The sequence below is a fragment of the Halonotius sp. GCM10025705 genome (assembly GCF_042662885.1).
Classification (GTDB): domain Archaea; phylum Halobacteriota; class Halobacteria; order Halobacteriales; family Haloferacaceae; genus Halonotius; species Halonotius aquaticus.
Genome location: NZ_JBHSZD010000001.1, coordinates 1,170,079 through 1,188,615, shown reverse-complemented (window position 1 = coordinate 1,188,615; position 18,537 = coordinate 1,170,079). Strand labels below are relative to the sequence as shown.

Here is an 18,537-nt window from a genome sequence, read left to right as displayed (position 1 = left end):
CTGTTGTGTCGGTCGCGGTCGTATGCGATGTATGCACACCAACGACAACGGCCACTACGCGGCAGCGGTCGCCGCACTTGCTGACCGACGCTACGAGGCGGCCGGCGACGCCTACACTCGGGCCGGCTGGTCGGTGCTTGCCGACCCCCGTGACGACCACGACCCGTTTGCCCCGGACGACCGTGGGTCGATCGGTGACGGCCCCCGCCACCTGCTGACGGCCGCCCTCTGCTATCGCGTCGCCGACTGTCCAGCGCGAGCGACCCGGCGAGCCACCGCCGGGATCGCCCTCGTCGGCGACCTTGGGGCGACAATGGCAACCCCGCTCCAGGCCGCCTGTTTCGACGAATTTGCCGCCGATTTCCGGGTCGCCGGTGGGTTGGAGGGGGCCGCCGACGCCTATGCCGCTGCCGCCGACGCTTACCGGGCGGCTGCCGACGAGACAACTGATCCCCAGACGGTTGGGGCGACACCCCTCTTCTTGGCCGCGGCCGCGCCAGCAAAACAGCTCGCTCGCACGCTTGAAAACGGCGAGATCGCAATCGAGTGGGAAGATCTCCACGGCGCAGATCCGTCCGATCCGGGCGACTTCTTGGCCGCCCGCGCCGAGTACAAACGCCAGCGGTTCGCGTCGTTGGTCGACGGCTGTGTCGACAAGGGTGTTCTCGCTGCACCGCGTGGGACGACCGAGTATGCAACCGATCACCACGCGTGTCCGGCCTGTGGCTCCCGCGACGTCAACTGGGTTGCCAACAGCACCCTCTGTCTTCGCTGTTCACGCCCGACCGAGCCACAGTAGCTACCCGGTGTATTCGGCGAGGACGAACTCGGTGCTGCTGCCGAGTGGATCGGTCGCCGTCGGCGTGGCGAGGATCTCGAAGCCGGCCGTCTGCAACTGCGCAAGCGTACGGTCTCGTCCCGGCGCGGAAAAGAACATCTCACCGCCCATCCAGCCGCGCCGCACCGTCTCGAACCGCCCACCGGGAAGCGTACTCAGCAGCATCCCACCCGATCGCAACACGCGAGCGAACTCCGCGTACACCTCAGGGTGTCGCGTCCGCGGGACGTGAAAGACCGCGTGGTAGGCAGTTATTCCGTCGGCGACGGTTTCAGCCAGCGGCAGCTGTCGCATGTCAGCCTGCACCAGTCGTGCGTCGGGGACGGTATCGGCCGCCAGTGAGAGGCCGGTGCGGGCAAAGTCGACCCCGATGCTGTCGGCCGGGAGATTCGCAAGCGTCCGCGCGCCGTCCCCACAGCCGATATCGACGATGGTTGGATCAGGCGGACAGCGGTCGAGCAGGTCGTCGATGAGGGCTGCATCCGAGCCATCTGGATCGCGGCGGTCGGCATACGTTGTCGACAGCTCCTCCCATGCCGCCTGTCGCTCGTGGGGTTCCATAGGGTGGCTACGGGCGCGATCGCAATGAGTGGTCGCCCACCCGACACTCGCCAGCCAGCCCTACGACTCGCGGCCGCCCCAGACCAGTTTGTCATCCAGCAGTTCGACCCGCATATCGCGGTCAACGGCCACCTGACACGACAGTCGCGGGTAGCCAAACCGGTCGGCCAGCCGGTCGTGCCAGTGGTTGGGTGCCACATCGTCAGCGAGTCGTACCCCACAGGTCGCACACAGCCCGCGGCCGCCGCAGTTCGCTCGTTCGGACAGTCGCCCGTACGGCGAGCGGTCGGCTGCCAGCAACGCATCCCGGAGTGTCGTTCCGGCCGCCACCGAGAGTTCGGTTTCGGTTCCCTCGCTTGCGACGACGACACGGTAGGACTCACCCATAGGTGAAACCTGTCGCTGCAGCGACCTGAATCCGTTGCTGCGGCCGCGATAGTGTCGATTATGACACGACGAGACAGGAAAATTGATACCCCCCACGGCCAAACGGTAGCTATGAGCAGTGCGGAGGCGTCGTTTCAGCTGCTGTATATCGACGCCGATGAGAGCCGCCGCGAGGCGGTTCGGGGGCATTTGAGCCAGAGTGGACGGTGACAGCCGTCGAGAGCGGCGCGGCGGCGACAACCGCCGCTGACGTCGCTGTCGACTGTTTTGTCGCCTCGGCTACGCTGCCGGAGACGACCTGGCAGTCGCTGTATGAGTCGCTGACGACCTCATCTGAGGCACCCTTTGTGTTGTTCGCCGACGAACCTGACGCTGATATGGTGCGGCAGGCGTTCCGGCTCGGTGTCGACGACGTTGTTTACACAGCGAGCGACAGCGGTGCGGCAACGCCAACTAATGCTGGACTGGGCGCACCAGCTGATCCCGCCGGCGAACCCGTCGCTGACAGTGGCATCGACTCATTCGACGCTGAGGCTCTGACCGTCAAAGAGCCCACAACGTCAGCATCGGCCGTTGAGCCACTTGACGGGGTCGTGGGCCTGCGTACCCGCGTTGAATCGCTTGTGGCCGCCCAACGCCTCGATATCCGGGATACAACCCTCGATGTTTCCCGATCGCTGATGAGCGCGGCCATCGACGAGGTCGACGTCAAAATCGAGTGGGCGCTGCAGTCGCTGGCGACCGAGCTTGAAGCGGTGCAGTGTCTGCTGTATCACTACGATGACGAAACCGGGCTTCTCACCGAGGACTTTGGTTGGCGGGATACCGACGCTGCCGCCGCCGACCTCGCCATCGAGCCACTGGACGACGAGGAGATCCCAGCCGCTGAGTTCCCCGGCTTCGCCGAACGATTGGAACAGTTCGAAGCCGTCTGTTATGATGCGACGACTGACGAATCGACCTTTGACGCCGAAACTGGGACACTACTGGCGGTGCCGATCGTCATCGACTGGGAGTTGGCCGGTACGCTCGTCGTGACGACAGCCACCCCGCGGCGGTGGCCGGAATCGGTGCGTCAACAGCTCACATCCGTCGGTGAGTTCATCGGCTACACCGAACGCCGCCGCCGCCGGCGCGCTGAACTCGAACGCCAGAACGAACGCCTCGAACAGTTTACCTCGGTCATCAGCCACGACCTCCAAAACCCCCTCAGCGTTGTCACCGGCTATCTTGAGTTGGCGACCGAAACCGGCGATGTTGACCGCCTCGACCCTGCGGTCGACGCCGCCGAGCGCATGGAGACGATGCTCGACGAGCTGTTGACACTCGCCCGCGAGGGCCGGGCCGTCGGCGACACCGAACCGGTCGCGGTCGATACAATCGTTGCCAACGCGTGGGACAGCGTCGACACCCCCGAGGCGTCGCTGGAAACTGAGAAGTTAGAGCCGATGGAGATGGTCGAGGCTGATCCGACACGGCTGCGTGAGGTCTTCGAGAACCTGTTCCGCAACGCGATCGACCATGCCGGCGAGGACGTGACGGTGACCGTCCGGGCGACCGACGGCGGGGTTGTCGTCGGCGACGATGGTGCAGGCATCCCCGCCGATGAGCAAGACGCCGTCTTCGATCACGGCTACACCGGCGGCGGCGGCACCGGTCTCGGGCTGTCAATCGTTGAGACGATCGTCGAGGGCCACGGCTGGGAAATCAGTGTCGGCGATAGCGAGGCCGGCGGCGCAGCATTCGAAATCGATTTCGACGCCTGATCTCGCCTGTGGCTGTTTTGTTGCGTCAGTGGAGTTTGAGTTCGACCCGTCGCCCATCTGGATCCCGGACGTAGATCGCCCAGTCGTTGCCGTAGGCACCGTACCGCTCGTACGGTTCGCCCGCCTCAACCGTGTAGCCGGCTCTCTCGATCTCGTCGATCAGGGCATCAATCTCCGCGCGTGTGTCAACCGAATCCGATCGCACCAACAGACAGAGGTGTTCTCCGCCGACATCGATCGGTTCGTCGGTTGGGACGAGATGGATATGCCGGCCGCCAGCCACGACCGCAACAAATGGCACTTCGCCGGCGTCGAACCGATCCTCGTCACGCGTTTCGAGCCCCAGCAGATCATGGTAGAAGCGAAGTGATTCCTCAATATCCCTGACGCGGATCGCACTGTGGTCGATATCGACAACGTCGATCGTCATGGCGGGCACACGGCCGCGAGCGACTAAGCGATACTGGTGATGCGTTTGCGGTGGGATCAGTGCTGCTATTGGTCAATTAGGTGTCGCCCTCGGCACCCGCTGGTGTGTCACGGTCGACAGCCGGCATCCAGTCCGGATAGGAACCACCTTCCAGCAGGGCCTTTGTCTGGCGATGTCGGTACCGAAACATCGGCTCGAAGCCGACGACAGCAAGCCGATCGACCAGTGGGCCAACCGGGCCGGCTGGGAATTCGTACTCAACGGTGTCGATCATGACGGTTTCATCGCCGTCGCCGTAGAACTCGTGGGTGTGTACCCACACCGCGAAGGGGCCACCGAGCATGTCGTCGCGGAACATCCGATAGCCGTCATCGCGCTCGCGGGCCACGATCCGCGACAGCCACCGGCTTTCGGGGGCGACACCGAACGGTCGACTCGCCATCGTGATCTCGCTGCCCTCGAATAGCTCCGCGGGATCAGCATCGCCGTCGGGGCCGACGACGCCCTCGACGCGGAGGCCCATCCACCCCGGCGTCAACGCCTCAAGCCCGTCGATCTGCCCGTGAAACGCCCAGACGGCCTCCAGTGGGGCGTCGATCCGTGTCCGGCGGCTATAGGTTGCCATACCACCTGTAGGCACGGGGGTCGCAAAAACACCCGGTCAGATGGTGAAGCGTTCGACCGTCGTCCCCGCCGTGGTCAGGTCAGTGTCGGTGGCAGCGGCGACCGTGACTATCGTCTTGCCGTGGCCGGCTGGCAGCGTTAGCTCAAAGCTGCCGTTGTCGACGGTGACTGTCGTCGATTCGCCGTCGGCACTGGCCGCGACAACCGTGCCATCGGTTTCACCAGTGATTGTCAGCGTATCTTTCGACACGTTGCGCTCGACTGACAGTGCCGGCCCAGCAGGCCGCGGGCCGCTGCGATACCGGTCAGCGACGGCCGTCGGCGTTTCGACTGGTTCACCCTCAGCGATGCCGTGGGCAGGCGGATGAACTGCGCCATACTCCAGGCCAGCGGTGTTGCCGAGCCGGTGCCGTCGCCGATCTCCCAGTTGTACTCGTTGTCGATGTGGCGATCCCAGACCTGCTCGGCGATCATCCGGCCGCTGTTGGCGAATCGGGCCATCGTCTTCAAGAGGTTTTGTGGCGCGAGGTCGCCCTCGTCGGTGCCGGCCAACAGCTCGTACTCGCCGCGCTCGCCGGTGAAGATCGGCCACAGCCGCCCTTTGCCTTTGGTTTGGACTGACCACGGCGCGCCCTTCTCGCCCATCGCGCGCTCGCCGTAGCCATCGCCGTTGTAGCGGTAGAACGCCGGGCCTTGCGGTGTGTCCAGCCGGATCGTCTCATCGACCTCGACCAGCGAGTTGGTGATGATCTCGTCGTCAGGTGATTTGATGCCGAGTCGCGTGAGTTCGAGGAAGCCGCCGTCGATAATCTCTCGCTCATCGAGTGTTGGCCCCGCGTTGGCAGCGTCCGCAGGTGGCCGGCTTCGGGGTTGCCGTCGCGGGTCACCCGGACGTAGTACGGCGTGTTCGTGTGGAGTTGCGTCCCGGTTTTGGTCGCACACCACTCCTCGACGCGATCAGCCCACTCGTCGGCCAACGCGAGCCAGACGATCGCATCGCCGGTCTCGCCGGCGTCGTTTGCGATGTCTGCCGCACAAACGAGGCCGGCGACCTCGGCGGCGATCGATGACGGCGAGTAGCCGGCTTCTTCCTCCCAGCGCTCTTGGGCGGTCGCTGGCCCGTTGCGGGCGACGTAATCCGCCGAGCGTTTGACGTTGATGTAGTCGTAGCTTACGTCCTCGAAGTCGATGCCCACCTCGGCCAACTGGTAGGCCATGATCAGCGGGAAGGAGATGTTGTCGATCTGTTCGCCACCCCAGCGAGTCAGCCCGTTGACGTAGGTGTTCTGGGGGATGAAGCCCTCGTCGTCCTGCTGGTATTCGAAGATGTACTGGAGGGCGTCGGTCGCGGTTTTGTGGTCGCCGATCGCCTCGAAGACGGTAAAGACCTGATACAGATCCCGTGACCACACGAAGTTGTAGCCGTACCCCTTCGGCTCGTCGGCGGTGACCGCTTCACCCCACGGCACCGAGGGGCTGGCGATTCCCGCGCCGAGATAGGTTTTGTCCTCGACGGCCCGCAGGGCCATCAGACAGCTCTTGTACTGTTTGTAGAGAGCCTCGTCGTCGACGACGAACTCGGGGATCTCCTTGTCGGCGAGGAAGTCCCCCAAGTCTCGCGGTAGGCCGCCCGCACGTCGTCGTAGCCGTTTGCCAACGCGCCTTCGGCTTCGCCGAGTGCGGCGGCCGTGTCGGCGTTCTCGCCGAACCCGATCGACAGCGTCTCGCCGACGGTTGTTCCGGTTCCGAGCAGGCCTGCAAGCACGATGTTGTCGTCGTCAAGTCGGTCGTTTGGCAGCGGGCGATCTCCTCGCTGAATAGCTTTGCGAGGTGTTCGGAGCCCGCAGCCCCGACGGTCGCCCAATCGAACTGATTCGGCGTCGTCATCGCCATGGCGACGCTGTAGACATCGCCGTCCTCGTCGGTGAGGAGGGCTTCCGCGCCGGTGTCGTAGGCCTCGGCGTCGCGGGCCGCCAGATGGTAGTTGCCGCGCTCGCCGAGCCGGTAGCCACGATCCCGGGTGCCCGTGTTGGTCAGCGAGATGTCGGCGACAGCGTAGATGTCGTACTCGTTGTCGTCGGCGCTCTCGAAGTCGATGTCGGCGACGATGGCGTCGTGGTCGGGATCGATCGCGTACTCCACGGTCAGCGTCCACTCGTGGCCGCGCCCATCGCCCTGTTCGGTGATGATGTGCCGGAAGAGCAGCGCGTCGTCGTCGGCCGGCTCGACCCGCCGGTCGATCGTTTCGGTGTCGTCGTCGGTGCGGGTCTCGTTGTGAGTGCGAGCGGTGTAGTCGGTGGTGTCGCCGGCATCAGCCACGACAAAGTCGACCGTTCGGAGGTTCATCAGATCGACTCGGGGGAACCGCGCCTCGGTGAGCGCGCCCTCGGTGAGCGTAAACCACACCTTCGAGGCGTCATCGTTGCCGTGGTCGGCGACCGTCGCCACGCCGTATTTTTCGCCGGTCGTCCACCGCGGTCGGCTCTCCGGGCCGGATGGCGCGGGCGCGATGATCGGCAGCGCGTTCTGCTCTCGCAGCGTCGCCGTCGCCCGCAGGCGGAGGGCGTGTGACCAGCCCAGCGGGGCCGCGCTGTCGACGGTGCCGTCGTCGAAGGCCTGCTCGGCGAGATAGCCGGCCCGCGTCGTCAACGGCCCGTTTGGAAGGAGATGTTCGTACAGAGTTCCGGCCTGATCGAAACACTCCTCGGCGTCGTCTTCGCGGTCATACGTCGACAGCAGGACGCCGAGTTCGGTGGCGGCGACCGCACCCCACGCCGTCGAGGGTGTCCAAATCTTCTCGCCCTGTTGGCCCTCTGAGCGCCAGGTGTCGCCTTCGAATCGTGCGAGCCCAGCGACAGTGCTATCCTCGGGATCGCGGTACAGCGCGTCGAAGACGTGTTGGACGTGGTCGCTGAGTCGATCAAGCGTCTCCGTGGAAAGCTCCGTCTCAACAAGGTCATCGTAGGCAACGACCGCCTCAACGATCGCGAAGCTCGCCGAATCGATCCGGTCGTCGAGCTTGCCGCTGTTGTTGAGCCGGATGCCGTAGGCCGCCCGCGTCTCACTCCAGAACCGATCGAGCCCATCGAACACTGTCGTCGCTTGCGCCTGTGCGTGTGACTGCAGGTCGGCTGCGACCGGGGCGTCGGCGACCGCCACATAGGCCGCGAGATAGGTCGCTGCGGTGTGGCTGAACCGCCCGGTCATGTTTTCCCAGAGGTTCTGACAGGCGACCGGCAGCCCATCGTCGGCCAGCGTCTCATCGAGGACATCGACCGCATCGCGGATCGTCGTGCGGATCTGCTCCCGCAACGGCTCTGAGAAGGTGTCGCCGCGCTCGCTCAACAGCTCCGCCAGGAAGGTAACCGCACTCGCCGTCTGGTCGGCCTGATAATCGTCGTTGCCGCCCTCGATGCGGCCGTGGGCCCACCCTGGGGCGAGGGAGCCATCCATCGCCCACACGCGGTGTGACCACGAGCCGTCATCTTCCTGTGTCTCACAGAAGAACTCGGCTGTCGCTGCCAGCGACTCTTGGAGGTCGAGATCCAACAGCGAGTCCGCTGTCAGGAGATGGCGGCCAACCTCAGCCTCATCGCGGAACCAGGTGTAGCCGTAGCCGCCGGAGTGCGCATAGAAGGGGTCGAACTCCGGGGCCGCGATGTGGGCACCGGTTGGGGCTTTCAGCAGCGAGAGGGCCCGCAGATCCTCACGGACGACGTTGCCGTTGGGGGCTGACTCCGGCACCGAGACCTCCGCGCGCTGGCGGCCGGCCTCGCGGATATCGTCGGCCCCACGGTGGGCGGCCGCACACTGCCGGAGATCAGCGAGGGCGGCCTCCCGATCGACCGTCTCGTGATCCGATAGCTGGGTGACGATCGTCGTCTTCGCTGCCCGGCCACTCTGTTCTAGTGGGGCGTTGATGACGACATCGCCGCTGAGGTGGGTGTCCTCAAAGCGGTTGATGACGGCCTCACGCGGGAACTCATAGGCCTCCTCGGAGAGAATCTCCTCGAAGCGTTCGGGGATCTGGCCCCGCACGTCGATGATGCCGGTCGAGGCGGTGACGTAATCGTGTTCGCTCCGGTGGAATACCTCTACGACATCGGTGTCGTTGGGGCCGGCTTCGCCGTGGATCAGCCGACCGACCTGGGATTCCTGGCCTTCCGGGGCGAAGGTGAGAAACGCCGTGAGCTCGGCGTTCGGTGGGATCGCTCCCCGAAGCTCGATGTGGGTGACGTGAGCCCGTCCAAGCGTGAGATCGTACTGGTGGACAGTGAAGCCGTCGGCGGCATACTCGGTTTCGACGACATTTGTCTCCCGGTAGTAGTGTTGGCGAACCGTCGAAAACTCGTCGAACCACTGGGTGCCGGTTTCGGTTTCGATGCCGAGTCGTGCCCGATCAATCCCAGAGAGGCCTGACAGCGGCGCGGAGTAGTCTCGGAGCCCGCCATCCGGATCGACGTAGACAAGCCGATCCCCGTGCGCAGAAAACGCCCCGTCGGTGGTTCGGCACTCGGCCGGAAACCGCCCATCGCGGGTGCGTTTGAACTCGTTGAGCGCGGTGCGGAGTCGCATGTAGGTGGGGATTCGCTGTCCATAACTAAGTATTGGCGGCTTTGCGTTCGCTCAGATTCGTCCATGATAATGAACAAATGTGACAAAATAGCCCGGATCACGCCGTCACGATACACCCAGATATCGGCTGATTCAAACGCTCTCTGTCGAATATAGCCGCTTGTCGCTCGATTTATTATGTTTGTACACAGTTTCTCGCAGATACACAAGACCAAAGTAACCCTCTGTGTAGATACGACTATGAACCATCCAGGGCAGCCGCAGTTCATTGCTGTTGGGGATGCTATTCAGTTAGCACCCCGCGATCCAGACCCAGATGCCGAGTATAGTTGGACGATCAGCGACGCCCCGATCGACACCGACACCAGCCTCGGTGACGACCCTGTCGAGCATTTTGTCCCCGACGCACCGGGCCGATACGTGGCGACGTTGACGACGCCACACGACACGTTCAATCAGACTATCCGTGTCTTCCCCAGTTCGTACCAGCCGACAGGCGAGGGCACCGGCGCAACCGGTGTCAGCGGCTACAGCGGGTACAGCGGCTACAGTGGTCAAAGCGGCTCCGGGCGCCCACAACAGCGCAGCGGGAGCGGCTTTGCCTCCGGCTCCGGGTCGGGCGCACTCGGTGAGTCACAAGGCGAGGGCGAGGGTCGCCCGCGGGTTCGCCTTGACGGCGACATCGTCGACGATGAAGCCGTCATCACGGCGACGCCGAAACCACACCCTGATTCCTCGCGTGACGCCGAGGAGCTCGACGTTGAGTTCCTGCTTGACGACCGCGACGGCGTCGAGGAGTCCGCGGTCACCATCGACGGCCACGAACTCCGCGCGCCGCTCGATGTGATCGACGACGAACTGCGTGTGCACGCTGTCGCCATCGGTGACAGTTACAGCGTGGCCGACGCCGTCAGCATCGATCGGCTCGGCGACGAGGGTGATTTTGCTGTTCACCGACTCTACGACCCGCCGCAGTGGGGCAAGGAGGTTACCCTCTATGAGATCTACGTCCGCGGCTATGCGGCCGACGACGACGAGGCCGAAACGACGTTCGAAGCCCTCGAAAAACGCCTCGACTACATGGAGGATCTCGGCGTCGACTGTCTGTGGCTGACGCCCGTCCTCCAACACGACGGCGCGCCACACGGCTACAACATCACCGACTTCTTCTCGATCGCCGATGATCTCGGCGACCGCGAGGATTACGAGTCCTTCGTCGACGCCGCCCACGAGCGCGGGATGTCGGTGCTGTTTGACCTCGTGTTGAATCACTCCGCGCGTGACCATCCGTACTTCGAGGACGCCTACCAGAACCCGGACTCAGAGTACTACGACTGGTACGAATGGCAGGATAACGGCGAGCCCGGCACCTACTTCGGCTGGGAGTTCATCGCCAACTTCGATTTCACCAATCTCGAAGTCCGTCGTCACCTGCTTGATGCCCTCGACACGTGGGCCGAAGTTGCCGACGGCTTCCGGTGTGATATGGCGTGGGCCGTTCCCGAATCCTTCTGGAAGGAGATGCGCGAGCGGCTGAAGGCCATCGACCCCGAGTTTCTGCTGCTCGATGAGACGATCCCGTATATCGCCGACTTCCACGAGGGGATGTTCGACATCCACTTCGATACGACGACGTACTTCACGCTCCGGCAGGTCGGCGACGGCAACCAGCCCGCCGAGGCGATTCTTGACGCCGTTGAGGGCCGCCAGCGCTCAGCGTTCCCCGACCACGCCGCCTTCATGCTCTACATGGAGAACCACGACGAGACCCGATACATCGTCGACTGTGGTGACGCCGCGACGAAGGCTGCCGCGGGCGCGGTGTTTACCTTGCCTGGCGTGCCGATGCTGTACGGTGGTCAGGAGCTCGGCCAGCGTGGTCGGCGTGACCACCTCGCGTGGAATCACGTCCGCGAGGAGATCCGCGATCACTACGATCAGCTGATCGATCTCAAACAGGAGTACCCGGCACTCAGCTCGAACGGTGATCTCCAGCGGATCGACTACGACGCCGACAACGAGGATGAGGTCGTCGCCTTCGGCCGCGAGAGCGACGATGACCGCTATATTGTCGTGCTCAACTTCGGCGAGGGCGAGACGGTCGTTGGTGTCGACGAAACGGTTGATGCGACCGATCTCGTCTCCGGTGAGTCCCGGGCCGCCGAAGAAGGGCTGACCGTCGACAGCGTGGCCGTCTTCGAAGCCGCCGACTAAGCGCGACGTCTCGTTTTTCGGTTTCGCCACCGACAGTTTTGACGCTGGCCCTCGTAGGCCCATGTATGTACGACCGACTACTCCTGCCAACAGACATGAGTCCCGGTGTCGACCAGGCGACCGCCCACGCGATCGACGCGGCCCAGCGGTATGACGCTGACCTGCACGTGCTCTACGTTGTCGACTCCGACGCCTACAGCTCGTATCCCGGCGACGAGTACGTCCACGAGTTTGAGGGGTTGGAGGCCGCGCTTGAACAGGCTGGTGCGGATGCCATCGCGGCGATCACCGACCAGGCCGCTGACGCCGGCGTCGAGACCGAATCGACCATCCGGCACGGCGTCCCCCACGAGGAGATCCTCGCCTACGTTGACGAGGCCGCGATCGAGCTGACGATCATGGGCTCGAAGCATCGCTCAGGGGAGTACCGAAGCCTGCTCGGGAGTGTCGCCGAACGTGTTGTGACGATGGCCGACGGGCCGGTGACCGTCGTGAAAACCCCGGTCGATGACGACTAATTGGTCGTGTTGCGTCCCTCAACGGCGTCGACGACGATGCCATGTGAGCGGTCGACACACAATCACCCATGTGTCCAATTCTCATGGCTTGGGGGCGCTGCTGACGTGACGAACGGCTGAAATTCCTGCTTTGTTTTCGAATCTCGGACTGTATCAGAGGCCTTTTGTAGTAACCCCGTCTTCGATAGGATGCACTGGTCGTGTGTGGAAACACGCCCGACCACCACCGTCCGGAATCGCCGGACGGCACCCAGATCGAACCAACGCCCTTAAGTACAACAGGGCGCTCGACTGGAATGCAGCAAAAACACACCGCGAGCCGCCGACCGTTCGAATCGGTCAGCACTCGCATGGATCGAGTGGACGACAGTCCACGAGTGATCCGACGGGCTTATACGGCCCAATCGGATACACTCAGATCCGACACAATGGGGATCCCACCCCTGCGGTACGCCGTACAGACGGGATCCGACGTTAGCCTTGGTAGTTCGGTGCCACCCGATTGCTCGCGTGGCCCCGAACACAGACCATGCAATGAGACACATTTGGTGACCGATTCCTGTCAAGGAATCGTTCCCGCCAACCCCCAACTCGCTCTCCGAGTGAGTTGGACACATTCCGGTTGATCCTGCCGGAGGACATTGCTATTGGGATTCGATTTAGCCATGCTAGTCGAACGAGTTCACACTCGTGGCAGATAGCTCAGTAACACGTGGCCAAGCTACCCTTCAGTCGGCAATACCCTCGGGAAACTGAGGCTAATGGCCGATATGAAACAGTCGCTGGAATGCACTGTTTTCTAAAGACACCGCTGAAGGATGCGGCTGCGGCCGATTAGGTAGACGGTGGGGTAACGGCCCACCGTGCCAGTAATCGGTACGGGTGATGAGAGTCAGAGCCCGGAGACGGAATCTGAGACAAGATTCCGGGCCCTACGGGGCGCAGCAGGCGCGAAACCTTTACACTGCACGGAAGTGCGATAGGGGAATCCCAAGTGCGAGGGCATATTAGCCCTCGCTTTTGTTGACTGTAAGGTGGTCAACGAATAAGAGCTGGGCAAGACCGGTGCCAGCCGCCGCGGTAATACCGGCAGCTCGAGTGATGTCCCATATTATTGGGCCTAAAGCGTCCGTAGCTGGCCACCCAAGTCCATCGGGAAATCCACCTGCCCAACGGGTGGGCGTCCGGTGGAAACTGGCTGGCTTGGAACCGGAAGGCTCAGAGAGTACGTCCGGGGTAGGAGTGAAATCCCGTAATCCCGGACGGACTACCGATGGCGAAAGCACTCTGAGAAGACGGCTTCGACAGTGAGGGACGAAAGCTAGGGTCTCAAACCGGATTAGATACCCGGGTAGTCCTAGCTGTAAACGATGCTCGTTAGGTGTGGCACCCACTACGAGTGGGTGCTGTGCCGTAGGGAAGCCGCTAAACGAGCCGCCTGGGAAGTACGTCCGCAAGGATGAAACTTAAAGGAATTGGCGGGGGAGCACTACAACCGGAGGAGCCTGCGGTTTAATTGGACTCAACGCCGGACATCTCACCAGCCCCGACATCAGTAATGACAGTCATGTTGACGACATCTGCTCGAGCTGATGAGAGGAGGTGCATGGCCGCCGTCAGCTCGTACCGTGAGGCATCCTGTTAAGTCAGGCAACGAGCGAGATCCACGTTCCTAATTGCCAGCACCATCGCACGATGGGTGGGTACATTAGGAAGACTGCCAGTGCTAAACTGGAGGAAGGAATGGGCAACGGTAGGTCAGTATGCCCCGAATGGGCTGGGCAACACGCGGGCTACAATGGTCAGGACAACGGGTTCCAACACTGAGAAGTGACGGTAATCTCGCAAACCTGGTCGTAGTTCGGATTGCGGGCTGAAACTCGCCCGCATGAAGCTGGATTCGGTAGTAATCGCGTGTCAGCAGCGCGCGGTGAATACGTCCCTGCTCCTTGCACACACCGCCCGTCAAAGCACCCGAGTGAGGTCCGGATGAGGCCCTGTTACCAGGGTCGAATCTGGGCTTCGCAAGGGGCTTAAGTCGTAACAAGGTAGCCGTAGGGGAATCTGCGGCTGGATCACCTCCTAACGTCCGAGATCTGGCCTTCAGGCCAGACTCACCCTTCATACTCATTGCGTCTGCTCGCTCACCCCGGTCATCCCCGACCAGTGAGCACTCGTTCGGCCCACGCGTGCAATCGGGCACCTTCGAACTACCAAGGCTAACACGCTCGGTCGATTCCTCGACCGAGGCGGGCTCATAGCTCAGCGGCAGAGTGCCTCCTTTGCAAGGAGGATGCCGTGGGTTCAAATCCCACTGAGTCCATGTCAGCACGCACCCAAACCGTGTCCCTTATACGGGTTACACGGTTCGGGTGTGATACGACAAGATCGATGCACCATCCCGTGCAAGCGGGTTGGGAAGGATCGAGCGTCCCAGATCTACCACCCTGGGTCGCCATGAGATCGTGTGTACGTGCAATCCAGGCGTCCACTGGACCCATTACAGTTTGTGTGCTCTTCCGAGCACGCATACCGGGTACAGTGAACATACATTGAGGCGAGTTATACTCGTCTCGCGAGGTGATCCTTTGGATCACCTCACCAGCGATAACATTCGTCCGAATGTTATCTCTTCAACTGGCTACTGTGCCAGCTGGTGAACGGCTCGGCTCGAGTGCCGATGAAGGACGTGCCAAGCTGCGATAAGCCTACGGGAGCCGCATGGAGGCGAAGAACGTAGGATCTCCGAATGGGAATCCCTCTCACAATTGCCTTGCGCAATAGGGAACGTCGGGAATTGAAACATCTCAGTACCGACAGGAAAAGAACGCAACCGCGATATCGTTAGTAACCGCGAGTGAACACGACACAGTCCAAACCGAAGCCCTCACGGGCAATGTGGTGTCAGGACTGACAATCACCGATCGAACGCTTTTGAGAAGTCTTCTGGAACGGAGCGTGATACAGGGTGACAACCCCGTATCAAAAGCAAGTACATCGCGCGTCAGCTCCAGAGTAGCATGGGTCGGAACTCCCGTGTGAAAACTCCCGGGCATCCCCCGGAAAGACTAAACACTCCTCGAGACCGATAGCGAACAAGTAGCGTGAGCGAACGCTGAAAAGCACTCCGAGAAGGATCGTGCAATAGGGCCCGAAATCAGCTGGCGATCGAACGACGTGGCATACAAGGTCTCACTCAGAATGACCGAGGTGCAAGCCTCCAGTAAGACGAGTGAGAAGCCGATGTTGCGTCGTACGTTTTGAAAAACGACCCAGAGAGTGTATCTCCATGGCAAGCCTAACCCGATGATCGGGGCAGGCAGAGCGAAAGCGACATGGCCGCAGTGCTTTGCACCAGGGCCGCCGTGTTCAAGCGCGGGGAGTCGTGGGGATACGACCCGAAACCGAGTGATCTACACATGGGCAGGGTGAAGCGTGCCGAAAGGCACGTGGAGGCCCGTTAGCGTTGGTGTCTTACAATACCCTCGCGTGACCTATGTGTAGGGGTGAAAGGCCCATCGAACTCGGCAACAGCTGGTTCCAACCGAAACATGTCGAAGCATGACCTCACCCGAGATAGTCCGTGAGGTAGAGCGACCGATTACTCGTCCCGCCCTCGAGAGAGGTCGGCCGGGTTGTCGAACTCCAAACTTACGGACGTTGTAGACGGTGGGAGTCCGGACTGCGGGGTAAGCCTGTGGTGTAAGGGAGACAACCCAGCGTACGGTTAGGACCCAAAATACGGATTAAGTGCAACCGAAGGTGGTCTCGAGCCCTAAACAGCCGGGAGGTGAGCTTAGAAGCAGCAACCCTCTAAGAAAAGCGTAACAGCTTACCGGCCGAGGTTCGAGGCGCCCAAAATGATCGGGGCTCAAATCCGTTTCCGAGACCGTACAACACCAATCATGGTGACTACGTAGGTTGGCGTACTGTTCGAGTGGAAATACGGGTGAGAACTCGTATGGATCGTACAGTAACGACAATTCTGGTCACAGTAGCAGCGATAGTCGGGTGAGAACCTCGACGACCTTACGAGCAAGGGTTCCTTGGCACTGTCATTCAGCCAAGGGTTAGTCGGTCCTAAGTCCCCTCGCAACTCGACGGGGACAACAGGGAAACTGGTTAATATTCCAGTACCAACACCACTCAAAGCCAACGCTTTGGGAAACACCGCACCGGGTTTTCGCCCGGTCGAATCGGTCACGCCCGTGGAAGCCGTCATGGCACGAAGCGGGTAACTACCGAGACAGGGAAACGCGGTGGTACCAGAGCCCGTGAAACGGCAAGCGTGTTGTCCGTACCAAGATCCGACACAGGTGCTCAGGCAGCGAAAGCCAAGGTCTGTCGGGCCCCAACCGGCGTTAGGGAATTCGGCAAGTTAGTCCCGTACGTTCGCAAGAAGGGATGCCTGCCTCCAGCGAGGCAGGTTGCAATAACTCGGACGCTCCGACTGTCTAGTAACAACACAGGTGACCGCAAATGCGCAAGCACTCGTACGGTCACTGAATCCTGCCCAGTGCGGGTATCTGAACACCTCGTACAAGAGGACGAAGGACCCGTCAACGGCGGGGGTAACTATGACCCTCTTAAGGTAGCGTAGTACCTTGTCGCTTCAGTAGCGACTTGCATGAATGGATCAACGAGAGCGTCACTGTCCCAACGCTGGCCCCGGTGAACTGTACGTTCCAGTGCGGAGTCTGGAGACCCCCAAGGGGAAGCGAAGACCCTATAGAGCTTCACTGCAGGCTGTCGCTGAGACGTGGTCGCTACTGTGCAGCATAGGTAGGAGGCGTTACACAGGTACCCGCGCTAGCGGCCACCGAGCCAACATTGAAATACTACCCGGTAGTGACTGCGACTCTCACTCCTGGCGGAGGACACCGGTAGCCGGGCAGTTTGACTGGGGCGGTACGCGCTCGAAAAGATATCGAGCGCGCCCCAAGATTTCCTCACTCGGGTCGGGAACCCGAGGCAGAGCGCAAGAGCAGAAGGAAGTCTGACAGTGATCTTCCCAACGAGGATCGCTGACGCGAAAGCGTGGTCTAGCGAACCCACAGAGCCTATTGATGAGGCTTGTGGATGACAGAAAAGCTACCTTAGGGATAACAGAGTCGTCACTCGCAAGAGCACATATCGACCGAGTGGCTTGCTACCTCGATGTCGGTTCCCTCCATCCTGCCCGTGCAGACGCGGGCAAGGGTGAGGTTGTTCGCCTATTAAAGGAGGTCGTGAGCTGGGTTTAGACCGTCGTGAGACAGGTCGGCTGCTATCTATTGGGGGTGTAAGGTACGTGCCATGAACGATCGTATAGTACGAGAGGAACTACGATTGGGCACCACTGGTGTATCGGTTGTCTGAGAAGGCAGTTGCCGAGTAGCCACGTGCCGCGGGGTAAGAGCTGAACGCATCTAAGCTCGAAACCCACATGAAAAAGACGTACCATTGAGGACACTCGTAGAAGACGAGTTCGATAGACTCGGGATGTACGCACCAAGGCAACGAGGTGTTGAGTCCACGAGCACTAACAGTCCAAGCCAATATTCATACTATGCACTGTGACCCACTGTAATGGGTCCAGGCGCGAACTGGATTGCACATACACGCGATAAGCAAACGAGCGATCGTGAGGTGGTAGAATTGCCGACAGTGGTCTGGTAAGATACCAGTTCGATTCTGGTAGTCGGTTTCGGCGGCCATAGCGACGAGGTTCCACCCGTGCCCATCCCGAACACGGTAGTTAAGCTCGTCAGCGTACCACGCGGTACTGGAGTGGGAGACCCTCTGGGAGTTGTGGTTCGCCGCCACCCATTCATACTTCATTCATCCTGGCGAGTCACTTCCATGGCTCGCCGACACATTTCGACCGGGTAGCGGCAGCCCTCGCGATTCCACTCACACGAGGCCGGTCGTGTCAAGACCGGCAGCGATAGCTGTCACTGCCACGCCATTCTGGACGCAATACTGGTGTACGTCAAATGGCGTGCGTAGGAAACGCTGCACATAGCGGTATCGCTGTCGACTTATTCGGCGTCAACAACGTCGGCGTCGGCGGCATTTTCTTTGACGCTTTCGAGTCCTTGCTTACATTTCTGGCGGCTAGCATAGCCCTCTCCACTGTCGGCGATGATGTTGCCGTTTGTGTGGACAAGCCGCCATCGCCACTGATCCGCGCTGTCGACGAAGAGTTCAAAGGTTGCTGTCACAGTATGGTATTAGCTCACACACATATGACTCTACCGGTGATCGAGGCTATTTTCAGCCGTTGGTGCTGTCAACTCGGCGTCGACAACGGTTCCGTCCGGTTGCAGTGTCACATGCCCAAGCGTAACCGTCTCGCCGGGCTCGCCGGTGGCGGCGATCGTTTGCAGCGTGGCTTCCTGATCGAGGTGTTCCCACGTCACGTCTGCGACCAACTGTTGAAACGCCTCGGGATCGCGCCACCCTGAATCGATCTCACTTGGCACGTGGACAACAAACTTGAGTTGGTCATCGGTGACCTGTACGCCAACGACAAACCGATCGCCGTCGTCAGCGGTAGCCGTGTCAGCGTCGGGTTGTCCCGCCGTGTCATCACTCTCAGCATCATCCATGGGTCTCCGTTCGCCAAGCGACAGCAAAACCGCT

Annotated in this window: 10 protein-coding genes, 1 tRNA gene, 3 rRNA genes and 1 pseudogene; 8 read left to right on the top strand and 7 right to left on the bottom strand. The window is 61.5% G+C overall.

Annotation, left to right across the window (positions count from 1 at the left end; translation table 11 throughout):
- Nucleotides 1-31 precede the first annotated feature (31 nt).
- On the top strand, nucleotides 32-799 hold the full coding sequence (locus ACFQJB_RS06665) for a hypothetical protein (protein ID WP_379725350.1): 768 nt from the start codon (nucleotides 32-34) through the stop codon (nucleotides 797-799).
- Here ACFQJB_RS06665 and ACFQJB_RS06660 read toward each other — a convergent pair whose 3' ends face one another.
- A complete protein-coding gene (locus ACFQJB_RS06660; protein ID WP_379725347.1) occupies nucleotides 800-1,399 on the bottom strand; it encodes a class I SAM-dependent methyltransferase in 600 nt (199 codons plus the stop codon).
- 60 nt (nucleotides 1,400-1,459) lie between these two features.
- Nucleotides 1,460-1,786, bottom strand: a complete 327-nt coding sequence (locus ACFQJB_RS06655) for a 2Fe-2S iron-sulfur cluster-binding protein (protein WP_379725344.1) — start codon at nucleotides 1,784-1,786, stop codon at nucleotides 1,460-1,462.
- 206 nt (nucleotides 1,787-1,992) lie between these two features.
- Here ACFQJB_RS06655 and ACFQJB_RS06650 point away from each other — a divergent pair, with 206 nt between their 5' ends.
- Complete coding sequence (locus tag ACFQJB_RS06650; protein ID WP_379725341.1) at nucleotides 1,993-3,552, top strand: sensor histidine kinase; 1,560 nt, start codon at nucleotides 1,993-1,995, stop codon at nucleotides 3,550-3,552.
- Between the two features lie 25 nt (nucleotides 3,553-3,577).
- Here the strand turns inward: ACFQJB_RS06650 and ACFQJB_RS06645 are convergent, their stop codons facing one another.
- From ACFQJB_RS06645 to ACFQJB_RS06635, 3 genes and pseudogenes are all read right to left on the bottom strand, one after another.
- Entirely contained in the window at nucleotides 3,578-3,982 is a 405-nt protein-coding gene (locus ACFQJB_RS06645; protein ID WP_379725338.1) for a VOC family protein, read from the bottom strand.
- A 76-nt stretch (nucleotides 3,983-4,058) separates the two neighbouring features.
- The gene (locus ACFQJB_RS06640) at nucleotides 4,059-4,607 is read right to left on the bottom strand and encodes an SRPBCC family protein (RefSeq protein ID WP_379725335.1); all 549 of its coding nucleotides are present in this window, start codon (nucleotides 4,605-4,607) and stop codon (nucleotides 4,059-4,061) included.
- 36 nt (nucleotides 4,608-4,643) lie between these two features.
- Nucleotides 4,644-9,181: pseudogene (locus ACFQJB_RS06635) on the bottom strand (glycoside hydrolase family 15 protein).
- Nucleotides 9,182-9,421: 240 nt separating this feature from the next.
- On the opposite strand from ACFQJB_RS06635, the gene malA reads away from it, so the two are divergent.
- The 6 genes from malA (at nucleotide 9,422) to rrf (ending at nucleotide 17,720) form a co-directional block, all read left to right on the top strand.
- On the top strand, nucleotides 9,422-11,395 hold the full coding sequence (gene malA, locus ACFQJB_RS06630; protein ID WP_379725332.1) for an alpha-amylase MalA: 1,974 nt from the start codon (nucleotides 9,422-9,424) through the stop codon (nucleotides 11,393-11,395).
- A 65-nt stretch (nucleotides 11,396-11,460) separates the two neighbouring features.
- Nucleotides 11,461-11,913, top strand: coding sequence for a universal stress protein (locus tag ACFQJB_RS06625; protein WP_379725329.1), 453 nt, complete (start codon nucleotides 11,461-11,463; stop codon nucleotides 11,911-11,913).
- Nucleotides 11,914-12,528: 615 nt separating this feature from the next.
- A 16S ribosomal RNA gene (locus tag ACFQJB_RS06620) occupies nucleotides 12,529-13,997 on the top strand.
- Nucleotides 13,998-14,164: 167 nt separating this feature from the next.
- Nucleotides 14,165-14,236: transfer RNA gene (locus ACFQJB_RS06615), tRNA-Ala, on the top strand.
- 309 nt (nucleotides 14,237-14,545) lie between these two features.
- Nucleotides 14,546-17,456, top strand: a 23S ribosomal RNA gene (locus ACFQJB_RS06610).
- A gap of 142 nt (nucleotides 17,457-17,598) precedes the next feature.
- Nucleotides 17,599-17,720: ribosomal RNA gene (gene rrf / locus ACFQJB_RS06605) — 5S ribosomal RNA — on the top strand.
- The 16S, 23S and 5S rRNA genes sit together here with 1 tRNA gene alongside, the layout of an rRNA operon.
- Before the next feature lie 213 nt (nucleotides 17,721-17,933).
- Here rrf and ACFQJB_RS06600 read toward each other — a convergent pair.
- Together ACFQJB_RS06600 and ACFQJB_RS06595 are read right to left on the bottom strand one after the other, a co-directional pair.
- Nucleotides 17,934-18,116 carry an HVO_2922 family protein gene (locus ACFQJB_RS06600; RefSeq protein ID WP_120102464.1) on the bottom strand — a complete coding sequence of 61 codons (183 nt, stop codon included), beginning with the start codon at nucleotides 18,114-18,116 and terminating at the stop codon, nucleotides 17,934-17,936.
- A gap of 30 nt (nucleotides 18,117-18,146) precedes the next feature.
- Nucleotides 18,147-18,503 carry a hypothetical protein gene (locus ACFQJB_RS06595; protein ID WP_379725326.1) on the bottom strand — a complete coding sequence of 119 codons (357 nt, stop codon included), beginning with the start codon at nucleotides 18,501-18,503 and terminating at the stop codon, nucleotides 18,147-18,149.
- Between the last annotated feature and the right edge of the window lie 34 nt (nucleotides 18,504-18,537).